At 46.6% G+C, this 15,644-nt stretch carries 15 protein-coding genes; 12 read left to right on the forward strand and 3 right to left on the reverse strand.

All coding sequences use genetic code 11. The features are described 5' to 3' along the window. Window positions 1-40 precede the first annotated feature (40 nt). Genes ilvA through queF form a run of 3 tightly spaced genes read left to right on the forward strand, consistent with a single transcriptional unit; the run spans window position 41 to window position 3,316 of the window. Window positions 41-1,561, forward strand: a complete 1,521-nt coding sequence (gene ilvA / locus ICN23_RS03405; RefSeq protein ID WP_216230915.1) for a threonine ammonia-lyase, biosynthetic — start codon at window positions 41-43, stop codon at window positions 1,559-1,561. 10 nt (window positions 1,562-1,571) lie between these two features. Then, a complete protein-coding gene (locus tag ICN23_RS03410; protein WP_216230916.1) occupies window positions 1,572-2,480 on the forward strand; it encodes a 5'-nucleotidase in 909 nt (302 codons plus the stop codon). A gap of 8 nt (window positions 2,481-2,488) precedes the next feature. Continuing rightward, the gene (gene queF, locus ICN23_RS03415) at window positions 2,489-3,316 is read left to right on the forward strand and encodes an NADPH-dependent 7-cyano-7-deazaguanine reductase QueF (protein WP_216230917.1); all 828 of its coding nucleotides are present in this window, start codon (window positions 2,489-2,491) and stop codon (window positions 3,314-3,316) included. Window positions 3,317-3,417: 101 nt separating this feature from the next. On the opposite strand, the gene ssb is transcribed toward queF, so the two are convergent. Both ssb and ICN23_RS03425 read right to left on the reverse strand, forming a co-directional pair. Then, window positions 3,418-3,873 carry a single-stranded DNA-binding protein gene (gene ssb / locus ICN23_RS03420; RefSeq protein ID WP_068319607.1) on the reverse strand — a complete coding sequence of 152 codons (456 nt, stop codon included), beginning with the start codon at window positions 3,871-3,873 and terminating at the stop codon, window positions 3,418-3,420. A gap of 80 nt (window positions 3,874-3,953) precedes the next feature. After that, window positions 3,954-5,138, reverse strand: coding sequence for an MFS transporter (locus ICN23_RS03425; protein WP_216230918.1), 1,185 nt, complete (start codon window positions 5,136-5,138; stop codon window positions 3,954-3,956). A gap of 37 nt (window positions 5,139-5,175) precedes the next feature. Here ICN23_RS03425 and uvrA point away from each other — a divergent pair, with 37 nt between their 5' ends. Next, complete coding sequence (gene uvrA / locus ICN23_RS03430) at window positions 5,176-8,067, forward strand: excinuclease ABC subunit UvrA (protein WP_216230919.1); 2,892 nt, start codon at window positions 5,176-5,178, stop codon at window positions 8,065-8,067. Window positions 8,068-8,081: 14 nt separating this feature from the next. Here uvrA and ICN23_RS03435 read toward each other — a convergent pair whose 3' ends face one another. Next, window positions 8,082-10,064, reverse strand: coding sequence for a monovalent cation:proton antiporter family protein (locus tag ICN23_RS03435; protein WP_216230920.1), 1,983 nt, complete (start codon window positions 10,062-10,064; stop codon window positions 8,082-8,084). An 11-nt stretch (window positions 10,065-10,075) separates the two neighbouring features. Here ICN23_RS03435 and ICN23_RS03440 point away from each other — a divergent pair, with 11 nt between their 5' ends. The 8 genes from ICN23_RS03440 (at window position 10,076) to hprK (ending at window position 15,643) form a co-directional block, all read left to right on the forward strand. Further along, window positions 10,076-11,068 carry an SIS domain-containing protein gene (locus ICN23_RS03440; protein ID WP_216230921.1) on the forward strand — a complete coding sequence of 331 codons (993 nt, stop codon included), beginning with the start codon at window positions 10,076-10,078 and terminating at the stop codon, window positions 11,066-11,068. A 24-nt stretch (window positions 11,069-11,092) separates the two neighbouring features. Next, window positions 11,093-11,665 carry an HAD family hydrolase gene (locus ICN23_RS03445; RefSeq protein ID WP_216230922.1) on the forward strand — a complete coding sequence of 191 codons (573 nt, stop codon included), beginning with the start codon at window positions 11,093-11,095 and terminating at the stop codon, window positions 11,663-11,665. 3 nt (window positions 11,666-11,668) lie between these two features. Then, on the forward strand, window positions 11,669-12,310 hold the full coding sequence (gene lptC, locus ICN23_RS03450; protein WP_216230923.1) for an LPS export ABC transporter periplasmic protein LptC: 642 nt from the start codon (window positions 11,669-11,671) through the stop codon (window positions 12,308-12,310). A gap of 67 nt (window positions 12,311-12,377) precedes the next feature. Beyond that, window positions 12,378-12,884 carry a lipopolysaccharide transport periplasmic protein LptA gene (gene lptA, locus ICN23_RS03455; protein WP_255532686.1) on the forward strand — a complete coding sequence of 169 codons (507 nt, stop codon included), beginning with the start codon at window positions 12,378-12,380 and terminating at the stop codon, window positions 12,882-12,884. Continuing rightward, window positions 12,881-13,648 carry an LPS export ABC transporter ATP-binding protein gene (gene lptB, locus ICN23_RS03460; RefSeq protein WP_216230925.1) on the forward strand — a complete coding sequence of 256 codons (768 nt, stop codon included), beginning with the start codon at window positions 12,881-12,883 and terminating at the stop codon, window positions 13,646-13,648. The genes lptA and lptB overlap by 4 nt, the downstream gene beginning before the upstream one ends. Before the next feature lie 193 nt (window positions 13,649-13,841). Next, a complete protein-coding gene (gene hpf / locus ICN23_RS03465) occupies window positions 13,842-14,165 on the forward strand; it encodes a ribosome hibernation-promoting factor, HPF/YfiA family (protein WP_068319625.1) in 324 nt (107 codons plus the stop codon). Between the two features lie 33 nt (window positions 14,166-14,198). Continuing rightward, entirely contained in the window at window positions 14,199-14,660 is a 462-nt protein-coding gene (locus ICN23_RS03470) for a PTS sugar transporter subunit IIA (protein WP_216230926.1), read from the forward strand. Next, window positions 14,657-15,643: an HPr(Ser) kinase/phosphatase gene (gene hprK / locus ICN23_RS03475; protein WP_216230927.1), complete on the forward strand. Its 987-nt coding sequence runs from the start codon at window positions 14,657-14,659 to the stop codon at window positions 15,641-15,643. The genes ICN23_RS03470 and hprK overlap by 4 nt, the downstream gene beginning before the upstream one ends. Window position 15,644 lies beyond the last annotated feature (1 nt).

Genomic DNA, 15,644 nt, shown 5'->3' on the forward strand with positions numbered 1-15,644 from the left:
AATCTAAGGGCTTAGGAGCCATCCGTGGTACGCTCATTGGATGGCAACGAACTATTTAAAGAAAATTTTATCGGCTCGCGTCTATGACGTGGCCAGGGAAACTGAACTTCAGCTCGCTCCAGAGCTGACTAAGCGTTTGGGCAACCAGGTTCTCCTAAAAAGGGAAGATAACCAACCGGTTTTCTCTTTCAAACTCCGTGGCGCCTATAACAAAATGGCCCATTTACCCCCTGAGGCCTTAAAACGCGGGGTTATTGCGGCCTCTGCAGGCAATCACGCCCAAGGTGTTGCCCTATCGGCAGCCAAAATGAAGTGCAAAGCCGTCATCGTGATGCCAGTGACTACGCCTAGCGTCAAAATCGATGCGGTGAAGGCTCGAGGCGGATCTTGGGTTGAAATCATCCTTCATGGCGAATCCTATAGCGATGCCTTCAAGCATTCTGAAGTTTTAGGTAAAAAACGGGGCCTCACTTTTGTTCACCCCTTCGATGATCCTGACGTCATTGCGGGCCAAGGAACTATCGCCCACGAAATTTTTACCCAATATGAAAAACCAATCGATGCAGTATTTGTAGCCATTGGTGGTGGTGGCCTGATTGCAGGTATAGGCGAATACATCAAAGCCGTTAGCCCAAAGACAAAAGTAATTGGCGTTCAAGCCTCTGACTCAGATGCCATGAATCAATCGCTCAAAGCGAATAAGCGCATTGAGATGAAAGATGTTGGCCTGTTCTCAGACGGCACTGCTGTGAAACTCGTCGGCAAAGAAACATTCCGCATTTGCAAAAAAGTAGTCGATGAAATTATCACTGTTGATACAGATGAAATCTGTGCAGCGATTAATGATGTCTTTACTGACACTCGCAGCATTCTTGAGCCCGCTGGCGCGCTTGCTATTGCTGGCATGAAGAAGTATGTTGAGAAAAAACGCATCAAGAAGAAAACCGTAGTGGCTGTGGCTTGCGGGGCTAATATGAACTTTAGCCGTCTGCGCTTTGTAGCTGAACGCGCAGACGTTGGCGAGTTCCGCGAAGCTGTATTCGCCGTGACAATTCCCGAAGAACGCGGCTCCTTCAAACGCTTCTGTGAATTACTTGGAAAACGTAATGTCACTGAATTCAACTATCGCATTGGCGATCAAAGTGAAGCACATATTTTTGTTGGTATCAGCACACAAAAAGCTGGCGATAGTGAAGCAATTGCGAAACATTTCCGCAAAGCAAAGTTTGCAACGATTGACCTCACTCACGATGAATTAGCGAAGTCACATTTACGCCACATGGTGGGAGGACATTCTGCGCTCGCTAAAGATGAATTGCTCTATCGCTTTGAATTTCCAGAACGTCCAGGCGCTCTGATGAAATTCCTTACCAGCATGGCGCCGAACTGGAACATTAGCTTGTTCCACTATCGCAATCATGGCGCTGACTATGGACGTATTTTGGTTGGTCTACAGGTCCCCAAGAATGAGCAGAAGAAATTCCAAAGCTTTTTGGCTGGCCTAGGCTATCCACATTGGGATGAGAGCAATAATCCCGCTTATCGCCTATTTCTGAAATAAGAATTAACCCATGTCATACACCCTCACCGGAAAACTCGTCGTTGCGATCTCCTCGCGCGCCCTGTTTGATTTCGAAGAAGAAAACCGTATCTTTGAATCTACCGATGACAGTGCTTATATGAAGTTACAGCTTGAGCGTTTGAGTGAAGCAGCCCAAAAAGGGGTGGCCTTTCCATTGGTTAAAAAACTACTCGCCTTTAATGAAGAGGGTGAGCAGCGCGTTGAAGTGGTAATTCTTTCTCGCAACGATCCGGTAAGCGGCCTACGCGTCTTCCGCTCTGCAGAGCATCACGGCTTACATCTTGAGCGTGGCGTATTCACGAGAGGTCGCCCTCCATACCATTACCTACGCTCACTGCATGCCAACCTCTTTTTATCTGCAAATGAAGATGATGTACGTGCAACAATTGATGCTGGTTTTCCGGCAGCGCGTGTATATCCAGAGTCCAGCAAAACAGCTGAGTCACACCCAAATGAAATCCGCATTGCATTTGACGGAGACGCAGTACTCTTCTCTGATGAAGCTGAACAAGTGTTTCAGAAAAAAGGGCTTGAGGCCTTTGTTGATCATGAGAGCAAAAAGGTTGATATTCCCTTGCCTCCAGGCCCATTCAAACCCTTGCTCGAAGCACTCCACAGACTGCAGCGCTCTACCAGTGAAAACGGTATGCGCATTCGCACTGCATTGGTAACTGCGCGCTCTGCGCCTGCGCACGAACGTGCCATTCGCACCTTGATGGCATGGGGTATTGATGTTGATGAAGCAATGTTCTTAGGTGGCCTCTCGAAGAGTGAGTTCTTAAGAGAATTTGAACCAGACTTCTTCTTTGACGATCAAACTGGTCACTGCCAGTCTGCTGCATCTGTTGCACCAACAGGGCATGTTGTATCGGGCGTATCTAACAAGCCTAAGAAATAAAATTACTCATGGCAACGCTTCCACTCGGGCAATCAACCCAATACCCTGATCAGTATGATCCAACCGTACTCTTTCCCATTCCAAGAATAGAGAATCGCAAGAAACTTGGCATCAAAGAAAATCAGGCGTTGCCATTTGTTGGAGTAGATATTTGGAATGCATTTGAACTGAGCTGGCTCAATAAAAAAGGAAAGCCGCAGATTGCAGTGGCGGAGTTTCAGATTCCGGCCGACTCACAAAATATGATTGAGTCCAAATCATTCAAGCTGTATCTCAATAGCCTTAATAGCGCACGCTTTGAAGATGAGAATGAAGTTAAAGAGCGTCTAATCACTGATCTATCAGCAGTGGCCGGCAGCAAGATCACTACTCGCATCAACCCTACGGAAGCCATCTCCAAAAAAGGGATGCAAGAAATGGGGGGCATCTTGATGGATCGCTTAGATATTGAGGTTGATCCAAACCTACCCGCAGACCCAAGCTTGCTGGGCGTAAATGAATCTTTTGGTCCGATCGAGCAATGTCTTGTTTCGCACCTGCTTAAATCTAATTGCCCTGTGACAGGCCAACCAGATTGGGCAAGCGTACAAATTCGCTATCAAGGCAGACCAATTCTGGAAGAAGGTTTATTACGCTATCTCATTGGCTTTAGACAGCTAGGTGAGTTTCATGAGCATTGTGTAGAAACTATCTTTACTGACATCAAGCATCAGTGCAAACCAGAGAAGCTATCTGTATATGCGCGATACACGAGACGCGGCGGTTTAGATATCAACCCATTCCGCACTGATCACAATTCTCCATGGCCTGAAAACATTCGGCATGCAAGACAGTAAAAGTAGTTAATACTTAAAAAGTAGGTAATTAAAAACCCCTTGTAGGAAATCCTAGAAGGGGTTTTTGCTATTGCGGCATTGACCGCATTAGTTGATGTTGCTTAAAACGGAATATCGTCGTCCATTGCACCTAGTGATGCAGCATTTGAGGCTGCTGGAGCAGACTGCTCAGCCGGCTTTGAGCGGCTGTAGCTTTCGCCACCATCACCACTGCCACCAACTGGCTTACCACCGAGCATTTGCATTGTTTCTGCAACGATCTCAGTGGAATACTTTTCTTGACCACTAGCGTCAGTCCATTTACGAGTACGCAAACGACCTTCAACATAAACCTGTGAACCTTTTTTGAGGTACTGCCCAGCGATTTCTGCAAGCTTGCCAAAGAATGCAACGCGGTGCCATTCTGTGGTTTCTTTCATTTCGCCAGTTTGCTTGTCTTTGTAGCGATCAGATGTAGCTACTGAAATATTTGTAACGGCGTCGCCGCTTGGCATGTAACGAGTTTCTGGATCGCGTCCTACGTTACCTACGATGATGACTTTATTTACCGAAGCCATGTTGTCTCCCGAAGAAAAATACTGCTGTTATTACTACTAAAAATAAACTGCTCGCTTTAATTGAATTGATGAAGCTGCGGTTATGTCTTTGTGGCTACATCCTTTGATTCTGCTGCTCTCGTTGGCATTTCACCCATCGACCAAGCAATTATAAGCCAGCAAACCAAGAGCACTGCCCCCATCGCAAAGACTGATAAATCACCATGGCTATCCATTAAATAGCCGCCAATGGCAGCGCCTGTGAATAGGCCAATCGATTGCGTAGTGTTGTAAACACCTAGGGCTGTACCTTTAGATTCTTTGGCAAAGCGAGATACCAAAGATGGCTGCAATGCCTCTAATAAATTAAATCCGACGAAATAAATCAATAACGCTATTGCAATTGAAAGAATCGACGCAGTGTTTGTAAATAGAATTTCCGCAATCACTAGCAATACGATTGCAAATAAAAGAATGGTGCGTAATTGCTGCTTCTTTTCACCAAAAATTAAAATGGGAGCCATAAAGAAAAACGACAGTAAAACAACCGGTAGATAAACTTCCCAGTGCGATGAGAGTGGTAAGCCCGCTTGCACTAACAAACGCGGCACCACTAAGAACATGGCTACTTGAGTTGCATGCAATACAAATACACCTAGGTTTAAACGCATCAACTCTGGACGAAAGAAAACCTCTTTTAAAGAAGCTTGCTGAACTTTTGCCTCTGGTTTGCTTGTTGGCAAGACGTAGTAAGTGACGAACATCGCAATAACGCCCAACACTGCCAGAACAATAAAAATTCCGCTCAGGCTAATCGCACGATAAATCGGTGCTGCAATAACTAATGACAATGCAAAGGACAGAGCAATGCTACCGCCAACTAAGGCCATTGCTCGGGTACGAACTTGCTCGCGGGTTAAATCAGCCACCCAGGCTGAAATAGCGGCAGAGACTGCCCCCGCACCCATAATTCCACGGCCAATCGCGATCCACAGCAAATCATCCTTTGCAGCACAGATCAGGGCGCCAGCCACAAATAAGGATAGCCCCCATAAAACTACCGGTTTACGCCCAATTCGGTCCGATAAACGGCCTAAAGGGATATAGAAACAAGCCTGAACAATATTGAATATCCCGAGAGTCAAGCCCACCCAAAGGGCATGCTCACCACCCGGCAAGCCTCTCGCATGAATGCTGAAAATGGGCAATAGCAGAAATAGGCCCAACATACGGAGGCCAAAGATGCCTGCTAAGGCCAGAGTGGAGCGAAGTTCAGAAGGATTCATGGGAAAGAGCTATATTAACAAGTTACGCTAAAAAATCATGAATAACGAAATCAAGATCCGCGGTGCCCGCACCCACAACCTCAAAAACATCAATCTAGACATCCCTAGAGAGAAATTAGTCGTCCTCACTGGTTTATCCGGTTCAGGCAAAAGCTCATTGGCTTTCGACACCCTTTATGCAGAAGGCCAGCGCCGATATGTTGAGTCTCTCTCGGCTTACGCACGTCAGTTTTTGCAACTCATGGAAAAGCCAGACGTTGACACGATTGAAGGGTTGTCGCCAGCGATTTCGATTGAGCAAAAAGCAACTAGCCATAATCCTCGCTCAACCGTTGGTACCGTCACTGAAATTCATGACTACTTGCGTTTGTTATTTGCACGTGCTGGAACGCCGCATTGTCCAGATCATGATCTTCCATTAGAAGCGCAAAGCGTTTCACAAATGGTCGACACCGTATTATCGATGCCCGAAGATACGAAGTTGATGATTCTGGCTCCTGTTGTAAGTGAGCGCAAAGGCGAATTCGTTGACCTCTTCCAAGACCTGCAGGCACAAGGCTTTGTGCGCTTTCGCGTTCGCTCTGGCGGCGGCACAGCTAACGCCGCTAAGGCAGAGATCTTTGAAGTTGATCAACTACCAACACTGAAGAAAAACGATAAGCACTCAATTGAAGTGGTGGTTGATCGCATCAAAGTGCGCCCCGATATTCAGCAACGTTTAGCGGAGTCTTTTGAGACAGCGCTTCGTTTAGCCGATGGCAAAGCCATGATCGTTGATATGGATTCAGGCAAAGAGATGATTTTCTCGAGTAAGTTTGCTTGCCCAGTGTGTTCATATTCCTTGCAAGAATTAGAGCCTCGCCTCTTCTCCTTCAATAATCCAATGGGCGCTTGCCCATCCTGTGATGGTCTAGGCCACCAGTCCTTCTTTGATCCAAAACGAATTGTTGCTCACCCCGATTTATCGCTGGCATCAGGAGCCATTAAAGGCTGGGATCGCCGTAATCAGTTCTATTTCAAGCTACTGCAGACATTGGCTAAGCATGGTGGCTTCGATGTAGAAAAACCATTTGAAACACTAAACAAGAAACAGCAGGACCTGATTCTATTGGGCTCTGGCGATGTCACCATTCCTTTTGAGTACATCAACGAGCGTGGTAAAAATAGTATTCGTGAACATGCTTTCGAAGGAATTGTTGCCAACTTCGAAAGACGCTATCGCGAAACAGATTCGATGACAGTTCGCGAAGAATTGTCGCGTTATCAAAATGTGCAAACCTGCCCAGAATGTAACGGCAGTCGTTTACGTAAAGAAGCACGCTTTGTAAAAGTGGGTGAGAAAAAACAATCACGCGCTATTTATGAAATCAGTGCACTTCCACTAAAAGAAGCGAAAGAATATTTTGAGGCGCTTGAACTTAAAGGCGCTAAACGAGAAATCGCCGATAAGATTGTTAAAGAGATTAGTGCCCGCCTGCGCTTCTTAAATGACGTAGGTCTTGACTACCTCTCTCTCGAGCGTAGTGCCGATACCTTATCTGGCGGTGAAGCCCAACGCATTCGCCTGGCAAGCCAAATTGGCTCAGGCTTAACGGGCGTGATGTATGTTTTGGATGAGCCATCTATTGGATTGCATCAACGCGATAACGACCGTCTTATTGGCACCCTCAAGCATTTACGTGATTTAGGTAATAGCGTCTTGGTAGTTGAGCATGATGAAGATATGATTCGCGCCTCTGACTGGGTGATTGACATTGGCCCTGGCGCTGGCGTTCATGGCGGTGAAATTGTTGCTCAAGGCACTCCGGCAGAAGTAGAGGCAAATACAAACTCCCTAACTGGCGCCTACCTCTCAGGTCGCGAAGCAATCGCGGTTCCAGAAAAACGTATCCCAGTAAATGATCGTTTCTTGGAAATCATTGGTGCACGCGGTAATAATTTGCAATCCGTTCACGCAAAGATTCCAGTTGGCTTGTTAACCTGCGTTACCGGGGTATCAGGATCTGGTAAATCCACCCTAATTAATGACACCTTACATCATGCTGTAGCCCAGCATCTATACGGATCCAATGCGGAGCCAGCAGCACATGATGCGATCAAAGGTTTAGAGCATTTTGATAAGGTGATTAGCGTTGATCAATCTCCGATCGGTAGAACCCCACGCTCTAACCCGGCGACCTACACCGGACTATTTACTCCGATAAGGGAGCTCTTTGCAGGCGTTCCTGCTTCACGTGAACGCGGATATGAGGCGGGTCGTTTCTCCTTTAACGTGAAAGGTGGTCGCTGCGATTCTTGCGAAGGCGACGGCGTTCTCAAAGTAGAAATGCATTTCTTGCCGGACGTCTACGTTCCATGTGATGTATGTCATGGCAAACGCTACAACCGTGAGACTTTAGATATTCGCTACAAAGGCAAGAATATTCATGAAGTGTTATCGATGACCATCGAACAAGCTCATGAGTTCTTTGAAGCGGTGCCAGTGGTTAAACGCAAACTCAAAACACTGCTTGATGTTGGTTTGGGATATGTGAAGCTTGGGCAAAGCGCAACCACCTTATCTGGTGGCGAAGCGCAACGCGTCAAACTATCTCTAGAGCTTTCTAAACGCGACACCGGTAGAACCCTGTATATCTTGGATGAACCAACCACCGGATTGCATTTCCATGACATTCAGTTATTGCTAACAGTGATCCAAACCCTCAAGAAACAAGGCAACACAATTGTCATCATTGAGCACAACCTTGATGTCATTAAGACTGCTGATTGGATTATTGACTTAGGGCCTAAGGGTGGCGCTGGCGGTGGGCAGATCATTGCCACCGGTACGCCAGAAGATGTGGCCAAAAATGAATTGAGCTTTACAGGCCACTACTTAGCACCATTACTAACTCGCAAAATACCTGTAGCGAGCAAAAAGAAAAAGTAAATCGCTGACAGATCTCAGAGTAATTTAGCTTCAGCTAAATCCGTTGCTTCTGAATTACCTGAGATCACCAAAATATCATTTGCCTGAAGTTGTAAATCAGGGTTAGGTTCTAACTTCACATAATCGGCATTTTGACCTTTGCGACGCACTGCCTGGACGTTGACACCATCATCTTCTAGGCAAAGCTGGCCCAAGGTTTTACCAATTGCCTGTGAGTGTGGCAATAACGTAATCGCATGTAAGCGCCAAGACTCGTTCGAGCCAAAATCATCGTCTGCAGAACCTCGGAAGTACCCTCTCAATAAGCTATAGCGCTCTTCACGTGCTGTGGTGATACGGCGCACTACCTTACGCATGGGCACGCCCATGATCAGCAGAACATGTGAGGCAATCATCAAGCTGCCCTCAATGAGCTCGGGGACGACTTCGGTAGCGCCGGCGGCTTGCAACCTGGCAATATCCGCATCATCTCTAGTACGCACTAACACAGTCATCCCTGGGCGCAAGTGTTCTACTTGACGTAGAACGCGCATGCTTGCGGCAGTATCCGCATAGGTAATTACAACTGCCTTAGCCCTGGAAAGGCCCGCAGCCACTAAATAATTTTCACGGCTTGCATCTCCATAAACTACATTGTCACCGGCAGCCGCAGCTTCTTTAACGCGATCAGGATCTAAATCTAAAGCAATGTATGGAATTTTTTCTTGGTCTAGCATACGTGCCAAGCTTTGACCCGAACGACCAAACCCACAAATCACAACATGATTTTCATTGCGGACGCTTTTAGAGGCAACACGTGTCAATGCAAGAGATTGCAAGAGCCATTCGTTACTTGAGAAGCGCATTGCAATACGATCGCTATATTCAATCAGAAATGGTGCGCAGAACATTGAGATCAACATGGCTGCTAATACTGCTTGACTCAAGGTGGGATCAATCAAATCTAAACCATCAATTTGGTTGAGCAACACAAAACCGAATTCACCAGCCTGAGCCAAACACAAACCCGTTCTAATCGAGATGCCAGGGCTTGAACCAAATGCCCTAGACAGCAAAGCGATTAGGCCGAACTTAAAGAGCAAGGGGCCAATTAGTAAAACTAAAACCAGCAACCATTGCTCACGAATCACATTGAAATCAAGCAACATGCCAATCGTAATAAAGAAGAGGCCCAGCAAGACATCGCGGAATGGTTTGACGTCTTCTTCCACCTGATGGCGATAAGGGGTTTCAGAAATCAACATACCAGCCAAGAAAGCGCCAAGCGCTAGCGATAAACCAAAATGCTCTGTTAAGCCCGCCATACCCAGCACAATCAATAACAGATTGAGCATAAATAACTCTTGTGAGCGTAGCTTGGCAACCAACCTAAACCAGCGACTCATGAGCGTTTGGCCAATGAAGAAAATTAACACCAAAGCAATGGTGATTTTGATTGAAGCTGTTGTCAGCGCAACAAATAAGTCTGAAGGATTCTTGCCAAGTGATGGCAATAAGATCAAAAGAAAAACAACAGCTAAATCTTGGAATAACAAAATACCAACAACATTACGACCATGTTCGGTTTCTAATTCGGCGCGATCTGAAATCAATTTGGTCACGATCGCTGTTGAAGACATCGCCAATGCACCGCCTAAAGCAATAGCGGCATGCCAAGAAATGGGATATATCCAATTGATTAATAAGCTAGCGGGAATCGCTAACAACATTGTCAAAATGACTTGACTGCCACCCAGGCCAAATACGATGGTTCGCATTGCCCGTAATTTATGCAGGTTAAATTCCAGACCAATCGAGAACATCAAGAAAACTACCCCAAACTCAGCTAAATACTTGACCGTGGCTGAGTCGTTTGCCAAACCAAAGGCATGAGGGCCAATCAACACGCCAATGGCTAAATAGCCCAAAATAGGGGGCAAGCCAAAATAGCGGAAAATAACTACTCCGGCCACACCCGAGGCCAGGAGAATGAGGGTTAATTGAAGGACTGACGGCATATACTTACTCGATGATAGCTAAGACTCGTGAACGTACCCTAAAGCTTGCTCGCGACACCCTCACTATTGAGGCTGCTGCACTGCAAACAATGCGCGACCGCCTGGAAGGTGTCAATGCTGACGCCCTTGTGTTGGCGGTTGAACTTTTACACGGCTGCAAAGGCCGAATCGTGGTGTCCGGAATTGGTAAATCCGGCCATATCGCCCGCAAAATTGCCGCTACCTTTGCATCTACAGGCTCCCCTGCCTTTTTTGTACACCCTGCCGAAGCCAGTCATGGTGATCTAGGCATGGTGACTAGAGACGATGTTTTTGTAGCGCTTTCCAACTCTGGTGAGACGGACGAACTTCTGACCATCGTGCCGATTGTGAAGCGCACCGGCGCAAAACTCATTGCTCTGACTGGCGCACCAAATTCTTCGCTTGCCAAATTGGCAGATGCTCACTTAGATACCAGTGTTGAAAAAGAAGCTTGCCCCTTAAATCTTGCGCCCACTACTAGCACTACTGCAGCATTAGCAATGGGTGATGCTTTAGCAGTTGCTTTACTTGACGCCAGAGGATTTGAAGCTGAAGATTTCATTCGGTCTCATCCAGGTGGCAGACTAGGCCGTAAGCAACTTACGCATGTGAGTGAAGTGATGCGCAATCTTGCGGACACACCGAAGATTTCTATTAACGCTTCACTGCAAGAAGCTCTGTTAGAGATGACGGCAAAACGGATGGGCATGGTGGTCATCTTGGATGACAAACAAAAAGTATTTGGTATCTTGACTGATGGCGACTTACGTCGCTTATTGGAAAAGACAACCAATCTAGATGGCATCAAACTAGAAAGCGTAACCACTGCGGATCCGCGCACTATTCCAGCAGAATTGTTGGCGGAAGAAGCGATCGAAATGATGGAAAAGCACCGCATTAACCATTTAGTTGTTACCGACAACAATGGCCACTTACTAGGCGCCCTAAATCTGCATGATTTATTTGCAGCCAAAGTGATTTAACTTATTTAGTAATCGAACACATTCATGCCTAGCGCTTTTAATACTCACAATACCAACCCTTTAGCCCAATACCCACAAGCCTGGGAGCGCGCAGGCAAAGTGAAGCTCTTGGTTCTGGATGTAGATGGTGTCCTCACGAATGGTCAAGTTTGGATTGGTGCTGATGGCAAAGAATCCTTAAAAGCTTTTGATATACAAGATGGATTAGGAATAAAGCTACTAGAGCAATGCGGTATTCCAACTGCCATCATCACCGGCAGAAACTCCAAAATGGTTCTAGCGCGCTGCGAAGAACTCGGAATTAAACATGTACATATGGGTGTTGATAACAAAGCAATTGCATTGGCAGAGGTGACTAAATCTCTAGGGCTTGCTGCGGCAGATTGCGCCGTTATGGGTGATGACTGGCCAGACATGCAAATGATGAAGCAGGCTGGCTTAAGAATTTGCCCAGCACAAGGTCATGAAGCAGTTAAAGAATTTGCTCACTTAGTCACTACCCGTAACGGCGGCAATAGTGCCGTGCGTGAAGTGTGCGACCTCATTCTCAAAGCGCAGAATCGCTATGAAGAAATGCTCAATAAGGCCCGTAGCTAAGCAATGCAAATCAATCCCAAAAAAATCAAACTTGGACTTGGGCGCACCCTACTGCGCTTAATGCCAATGATATTGATGGGTGGCTTAACCCTCGCTACCTTTTGGATGGTGCAAAAAAATCAGCCCGGAGAAAAGTCAATGCTTGAACGGGTGCGTCTCCACGAGCCTGATTACATTATTACGAATGGCGCCCTTTCAGCATTAAACGAAATGGGAACTACCAAGTACCGCATCTTGGGAAACAAGGTCACTCACTATGATGACGATGCTTCCATCGATATTGACACGCCAAGGATGCGACTATTCCAGCCAGACAAAGCGCCTGTTACTGTGAAATCGGACACTGGGCATCTTGATGGTGATCTGACCATCTTGGACCTCATTGGTAATGCCTCTATATTTCGTCCAGCCAAAGCTGCGACCGCCACAGAGCCTGCAACAGCCCGTATGTTGGCTACCTCAAGCTACTACAAAGTGTTAATCAACGATGACATCATTGAGACAGACAAGCCAATTACCTTGCAACAAGGTATGTCAGTAATGAACTCCACTGATGGTGGAATTTTTAACAATATTGAACAAAGTATGGCGCTGAGTGGTCAAGTGAAAGGGCGCATTGAGCGCGCCCCGCGGAGCAACCCATAAAATGCCGCCATTAAATTACTTGCTAGCTCGCACTTCTCTATTAGGCTGTTTTGTCTTGGGACTCTCCATGACAAATCTAGCCAATGCCGAAAAAGCAGACCAAGATAAGCCCATCATTCTGGAAGCAGAGAAGGTTTCCGTAAACGACGTTAAGCAAATATACGACCTCAATGGTCAAGTCCTTCTGATCAAAGGCAGCATTATTGTTACTGGTCAAGATGGGCACATTACAGTCGACCCTCAAGGCTATGAATTTGTTGATGTCATCGGTAGTCTGAATGAAGTAGCCAGCTTTAGACAGCGTCGCGAAGGACCTGCAGATGAGTTCATGCAAGGGCGCGGCACCCAGGTTACTTATGATGCCAAAACAGAGTTTCTAACAATCACTGGTGATGCTACCTTGAAACGCTTACTCAATATGCAAATGCTCGATCAATTAAAGGGCTGGAAAATTGAGTACGATGATGTAAAGCAGTACTATCGAGTCATTCCCCCCAAAGATGCAAAGCCGGAAGATCTACCCTTAGCAAGAGCAATCCTTTCACCAAGACGAAAAGCAACACTAGAGAAATGACATCGGATTTAACCCAAGCCAGTAATGTGCCTACTCTCAGCGCCCATAACCTTCAAAAACGTTATGGCTCAAGAACCGTGGTTCGCGATGTGTCTGTTCAAGTCAAGTGTGGCGAAGTAGTAGGGTTGCTTGGCCCCAATGGAGCAGGCAAAACAACCTCTTTCTACATGATTGTTGGCCTTGTCCCATTAGACGGCGGAAATATTGTTTTAGACGGGACTGACATCACCCACTTCCCAATTCATGAGCGCGCCCGCATGGGCCTGTCTTACCTACCCCAAGAAGCCTCTGTTTTCAGGAAGTTGAATGTAGCTGAAAATATCCAAGCCGTCCTTGAGCTTCAGGTTCAAGGCGGCAAGCCACTTAGCAAGACTGAGATTGCTAATCGCTTAGATGAGCTCTTGGGCGAACTCCAGATTAGCCATCTGCGCAACAACCCAGCTCTCTCCTTGTCTGGCGGTGAGCGTAGACGCGTTGAGATTGCAAGGGCCCTTGCTTCCCAGCCTAAATTTATTTTGTTGGATGAGCCCTTTGCAGGCGTTGACCCTATTGCTGTTGGGGAAATTCAACGAATTGTGCGCTTCTTGAGAGATCGTCAAATTGGGGTTCTGATTACCGACCACAATGTCCGTGAAACCCTAGGCATCTGCGACCACGCTTATATCATCAGTGAAGGCAGCGTGTTAGCCGAAGGGAAACCAGATCAGATTATTCAGAACGATGCCGTTAGAAGAGTCTATCTAGGCGAAAACTTCCGGATGTAAGCCCAGTAAGGCTTCCCCCCTTTTAAGTAATAAAAATTGCTCTAACCTCTTGGTTTTCAGCAAATTCGCTGATACGCTGGAGGCTCATGGTTTATTTTTCCAAAAAAAACAGCTCAAAAAATTCAGGGGCCTGCTGCGCACCCCAGGCATCAGTATGCGCATGCATCAATAGTGTCTTTACAAGGAGTTGCTAATGAATTTAAAAATTAATAGCCGTCATGTAGAAGTTACACCCGCAATGCGTTCACACCTTGAGGCGGGGCTAGCCAAAATTCGTAAGCACTTTGACCATGTGATTGATGCCTCCGCCTTCCTGATAGTAGACAAGGCCAAAGAAAAGGATCTTCGTCAAAGCGCCGAAATCACTATTCACCTAAAGGGGAAGGATTTGTTCGCTGAAGCACACAATGCCGATCTCTATCACGCCATGGATGCAGTGGTTGATAAACTTGAGCGTCAGGTTGTCAAACACAAAGAAAAAATCCAGGATCACCATCACGAAAAGCATTTTGAGTGATCTATTGCGTCAGGACACCTATAATCAATTCACATGAATGCCCTGACCCATCTTTTTACTCCCGACTGCATTGCATTAGATGTTCCCGCTAAAAGCAGGGCTGATGCATTTGCAGCCGCTGGAGATCTATTTGCCAAGCAAACAGGTATCGATGCAAATTCTGTAGTCGAATTCCTTAATGCCCGTGAAGCTTTAGGCTCTACCGCCTTAGGAGCTGGTGTAGCCATTCCTCACGGACGAGTTAAAGGACTGAAGCAGCCGAGCGCTGCATTCATGCGACTACAAAACCCAATTGAGTTTGCAGCCCCAGATGGCGAGGCAGTATCAATCTTGATTTTTTTATTAGTGCCTGAAAAAGCCACACAACAACATTTAGAAATCCTGTCCTCAATTGCTCAGCTGCTATCTGATGCGGATGCACGCCAGACATTGCTTTCATCTACAGACTCCTCAACAGTTTGTGACCTTCTCCAGCGCTGGGGCGGGGCAAAATGACTCAGCCATTACTCCTAGACGGCGTAACCGCTCAGCAGATTTTTGATGACAATGTTTCGGATTTAAAACTATCTTGGATTGGCGGTCTCGAAGGTGCTGATCGTACTTTTCCACCGGAGGCCGTAAAGGCCGCTGCTGCGAGTTCAGACTTGGTAGGCCATTTAAACCTAATTCACCCAAGCCGTATTCAAATCTTTGGGGAACAGGAAGTCGACTATCACGCTGTCCTGGAGCCAAAACAAAGACAAGATCAAATTGCGAGCTTAATTTCTAAGACACCACCTTGTGTCATCGTAGCTGATGGCAAGAGTGCAGATCCTGACTTGCAACTGTTCTGCCAGCGCTCCTCAACACCTTTGTTTACTACTGCAATTTCAGCAGCCGAGGTGATTGATCATTTGCGCACTTACTTAACCAAAATTGGTGCGCCTCAAATTACGATGCATGGTGTCTTTATGGACATCTTGGGTCTGGGCGTCCTCCTCACTGGTGAATCCGGTCTTGGCAAGAGTGAATTGGGTCTTGAGTTGATCTCACGTGGCCATGGCCTGGTTGCAGATGATGCAGTGGACTTTGCGCGGCTTGGACCTGATTACATTGAGGGTCGCTGCCCTGTTATCTTGCGTAACTTACTCGAAGTTCGTGGATTGGGCTTATTGGATATCCGTACAATTTTCGGCGAAACGGCTGTTCGTCGCAAATTAAAATTACGCTTGATTGTTCAGCTAGTTCGCAGAACCGATGGCGAATTCGAACGCCTACCTCTTGAAGCTCAACATATTGATGTATTGGGTATTCCAATCCGCACCGTCAAAATTCAAGTTGCAGCTGGCCGCAACTTAGCCGTACTCGTTGAAGCTGCTGTGCGTAATACGATTTTGCAATTGCGTGGCATTGACACCTTAAAAGAATTTATTGAGCGCCAACGCCTGCAGATGAATGCTGAGGCAGACTCCATTAAGTCACAGGGCCGCTTACTTTAAG

The organism is Polynucleobacter sp. MWH-Jannik1A5 (genome assembly GCF_018881795.1).
Taxonomy (GTDB): domain Bacteria; phylum Pseudomonadota; class Gammaproteobacteria; order Burkholderiales; family Burkholderiaceae; genus Polynucleobacter.

Coding starts and splice junctions, on each gene's coding strand:
- ICN23_RS03435 (WP_216230920.1), bottom strand. CDS start 10,064: ATGCCGTCAGTCCTTCAATTAACCCTCATTCTCCTGGCCTCGGGTGTG.
- queF (WP_216230917.1), top strand. CDS start 2,489: ATGGCAACGCTTCCACTCGGGCAATCAACCCAATACCCTGATCAGTAT.
- lptA (WP_255532686.1), top strand. CDS start 12,378: ATGACAAATCTAGCCAATGCCGAAAAAGCAGACCAAGATAAGCCCATC.
- ssb (WP_068319607.1), bottom strand. CDS start 3,873: ATGGCTTCGGTAAATAAAGTCATCATCGTAGGTAACGTAGGACGCGAT.
- ICN23_RS03470 (WP_216230926.1), top strand. CDS start 14,199: ATGAATGCCCTGACCCATCTTTTTACTCCCGACTGCATTGCATTAGAT.
- lptB (WP_216230925.1), top strand. CDS start 12,881: ATGACATCGGATTTAACCCAAGCCAGTAATGTGCCTACTCTCAGCGCC.
- hprK (WP_216230927.1), top strand. CDS start 14,657: ATGACTCAGCCATTACTCCTAGACGGCGTAACCGCTCAGCAGATTTTT.
- uvrA (WP_216230919.1), top strand. CDS start 5,176: ATGAATAACGAAATCAAGATCCGCGGTGCCCGCACCCACAACCTCAAA.
- ICN23_RS03440 (WP_216230921.1), top strand. CDS start 10,076: ATGATAGCTAAGACTCGTGAACGTACCCTAAAGCTTGCTCGCGACACC.
- lptC (WP_216230923.1), top strand. CDS start 11,669: ATGCAAATCAATCCCAAAAAAATCAAACTTGGACTTGGGCGCACCCTA.
- hpf (WP_068319625.1), top strand. CDS start 13,842: ATGAATTTAAAAATTAATAGCCGTCATGTAGAAGTTACACCCGCAATG.
- ICN23_RS03445 (WP_216230922.1), top strand. CDS start 11,093: ATGCCTAGCGCTTTTAATACTCACAATACCAACCCTTTAGCCCAATAC.
- ICN23_RS03410 (WP_216230916.1), top strand. CDS start 1,572: ATGTCATACACCCTCACCGGAAAACTCGTCGTTGCGATCTCCTCGCGC.
- ilvA (WP_216230915.1), top strand. CDS start 41: ATGGCAACGAACTATTTAAAGAAAATTTTATCGGCTCGCGTCTATGAC.
- ICN23_RS03425 (WP_216230918.1), bottom strand. CDS start 5,138: ATGAATCCTTCTGAACTTCGCTCCACTCTGGCCTTAGCAGGCATCTTT.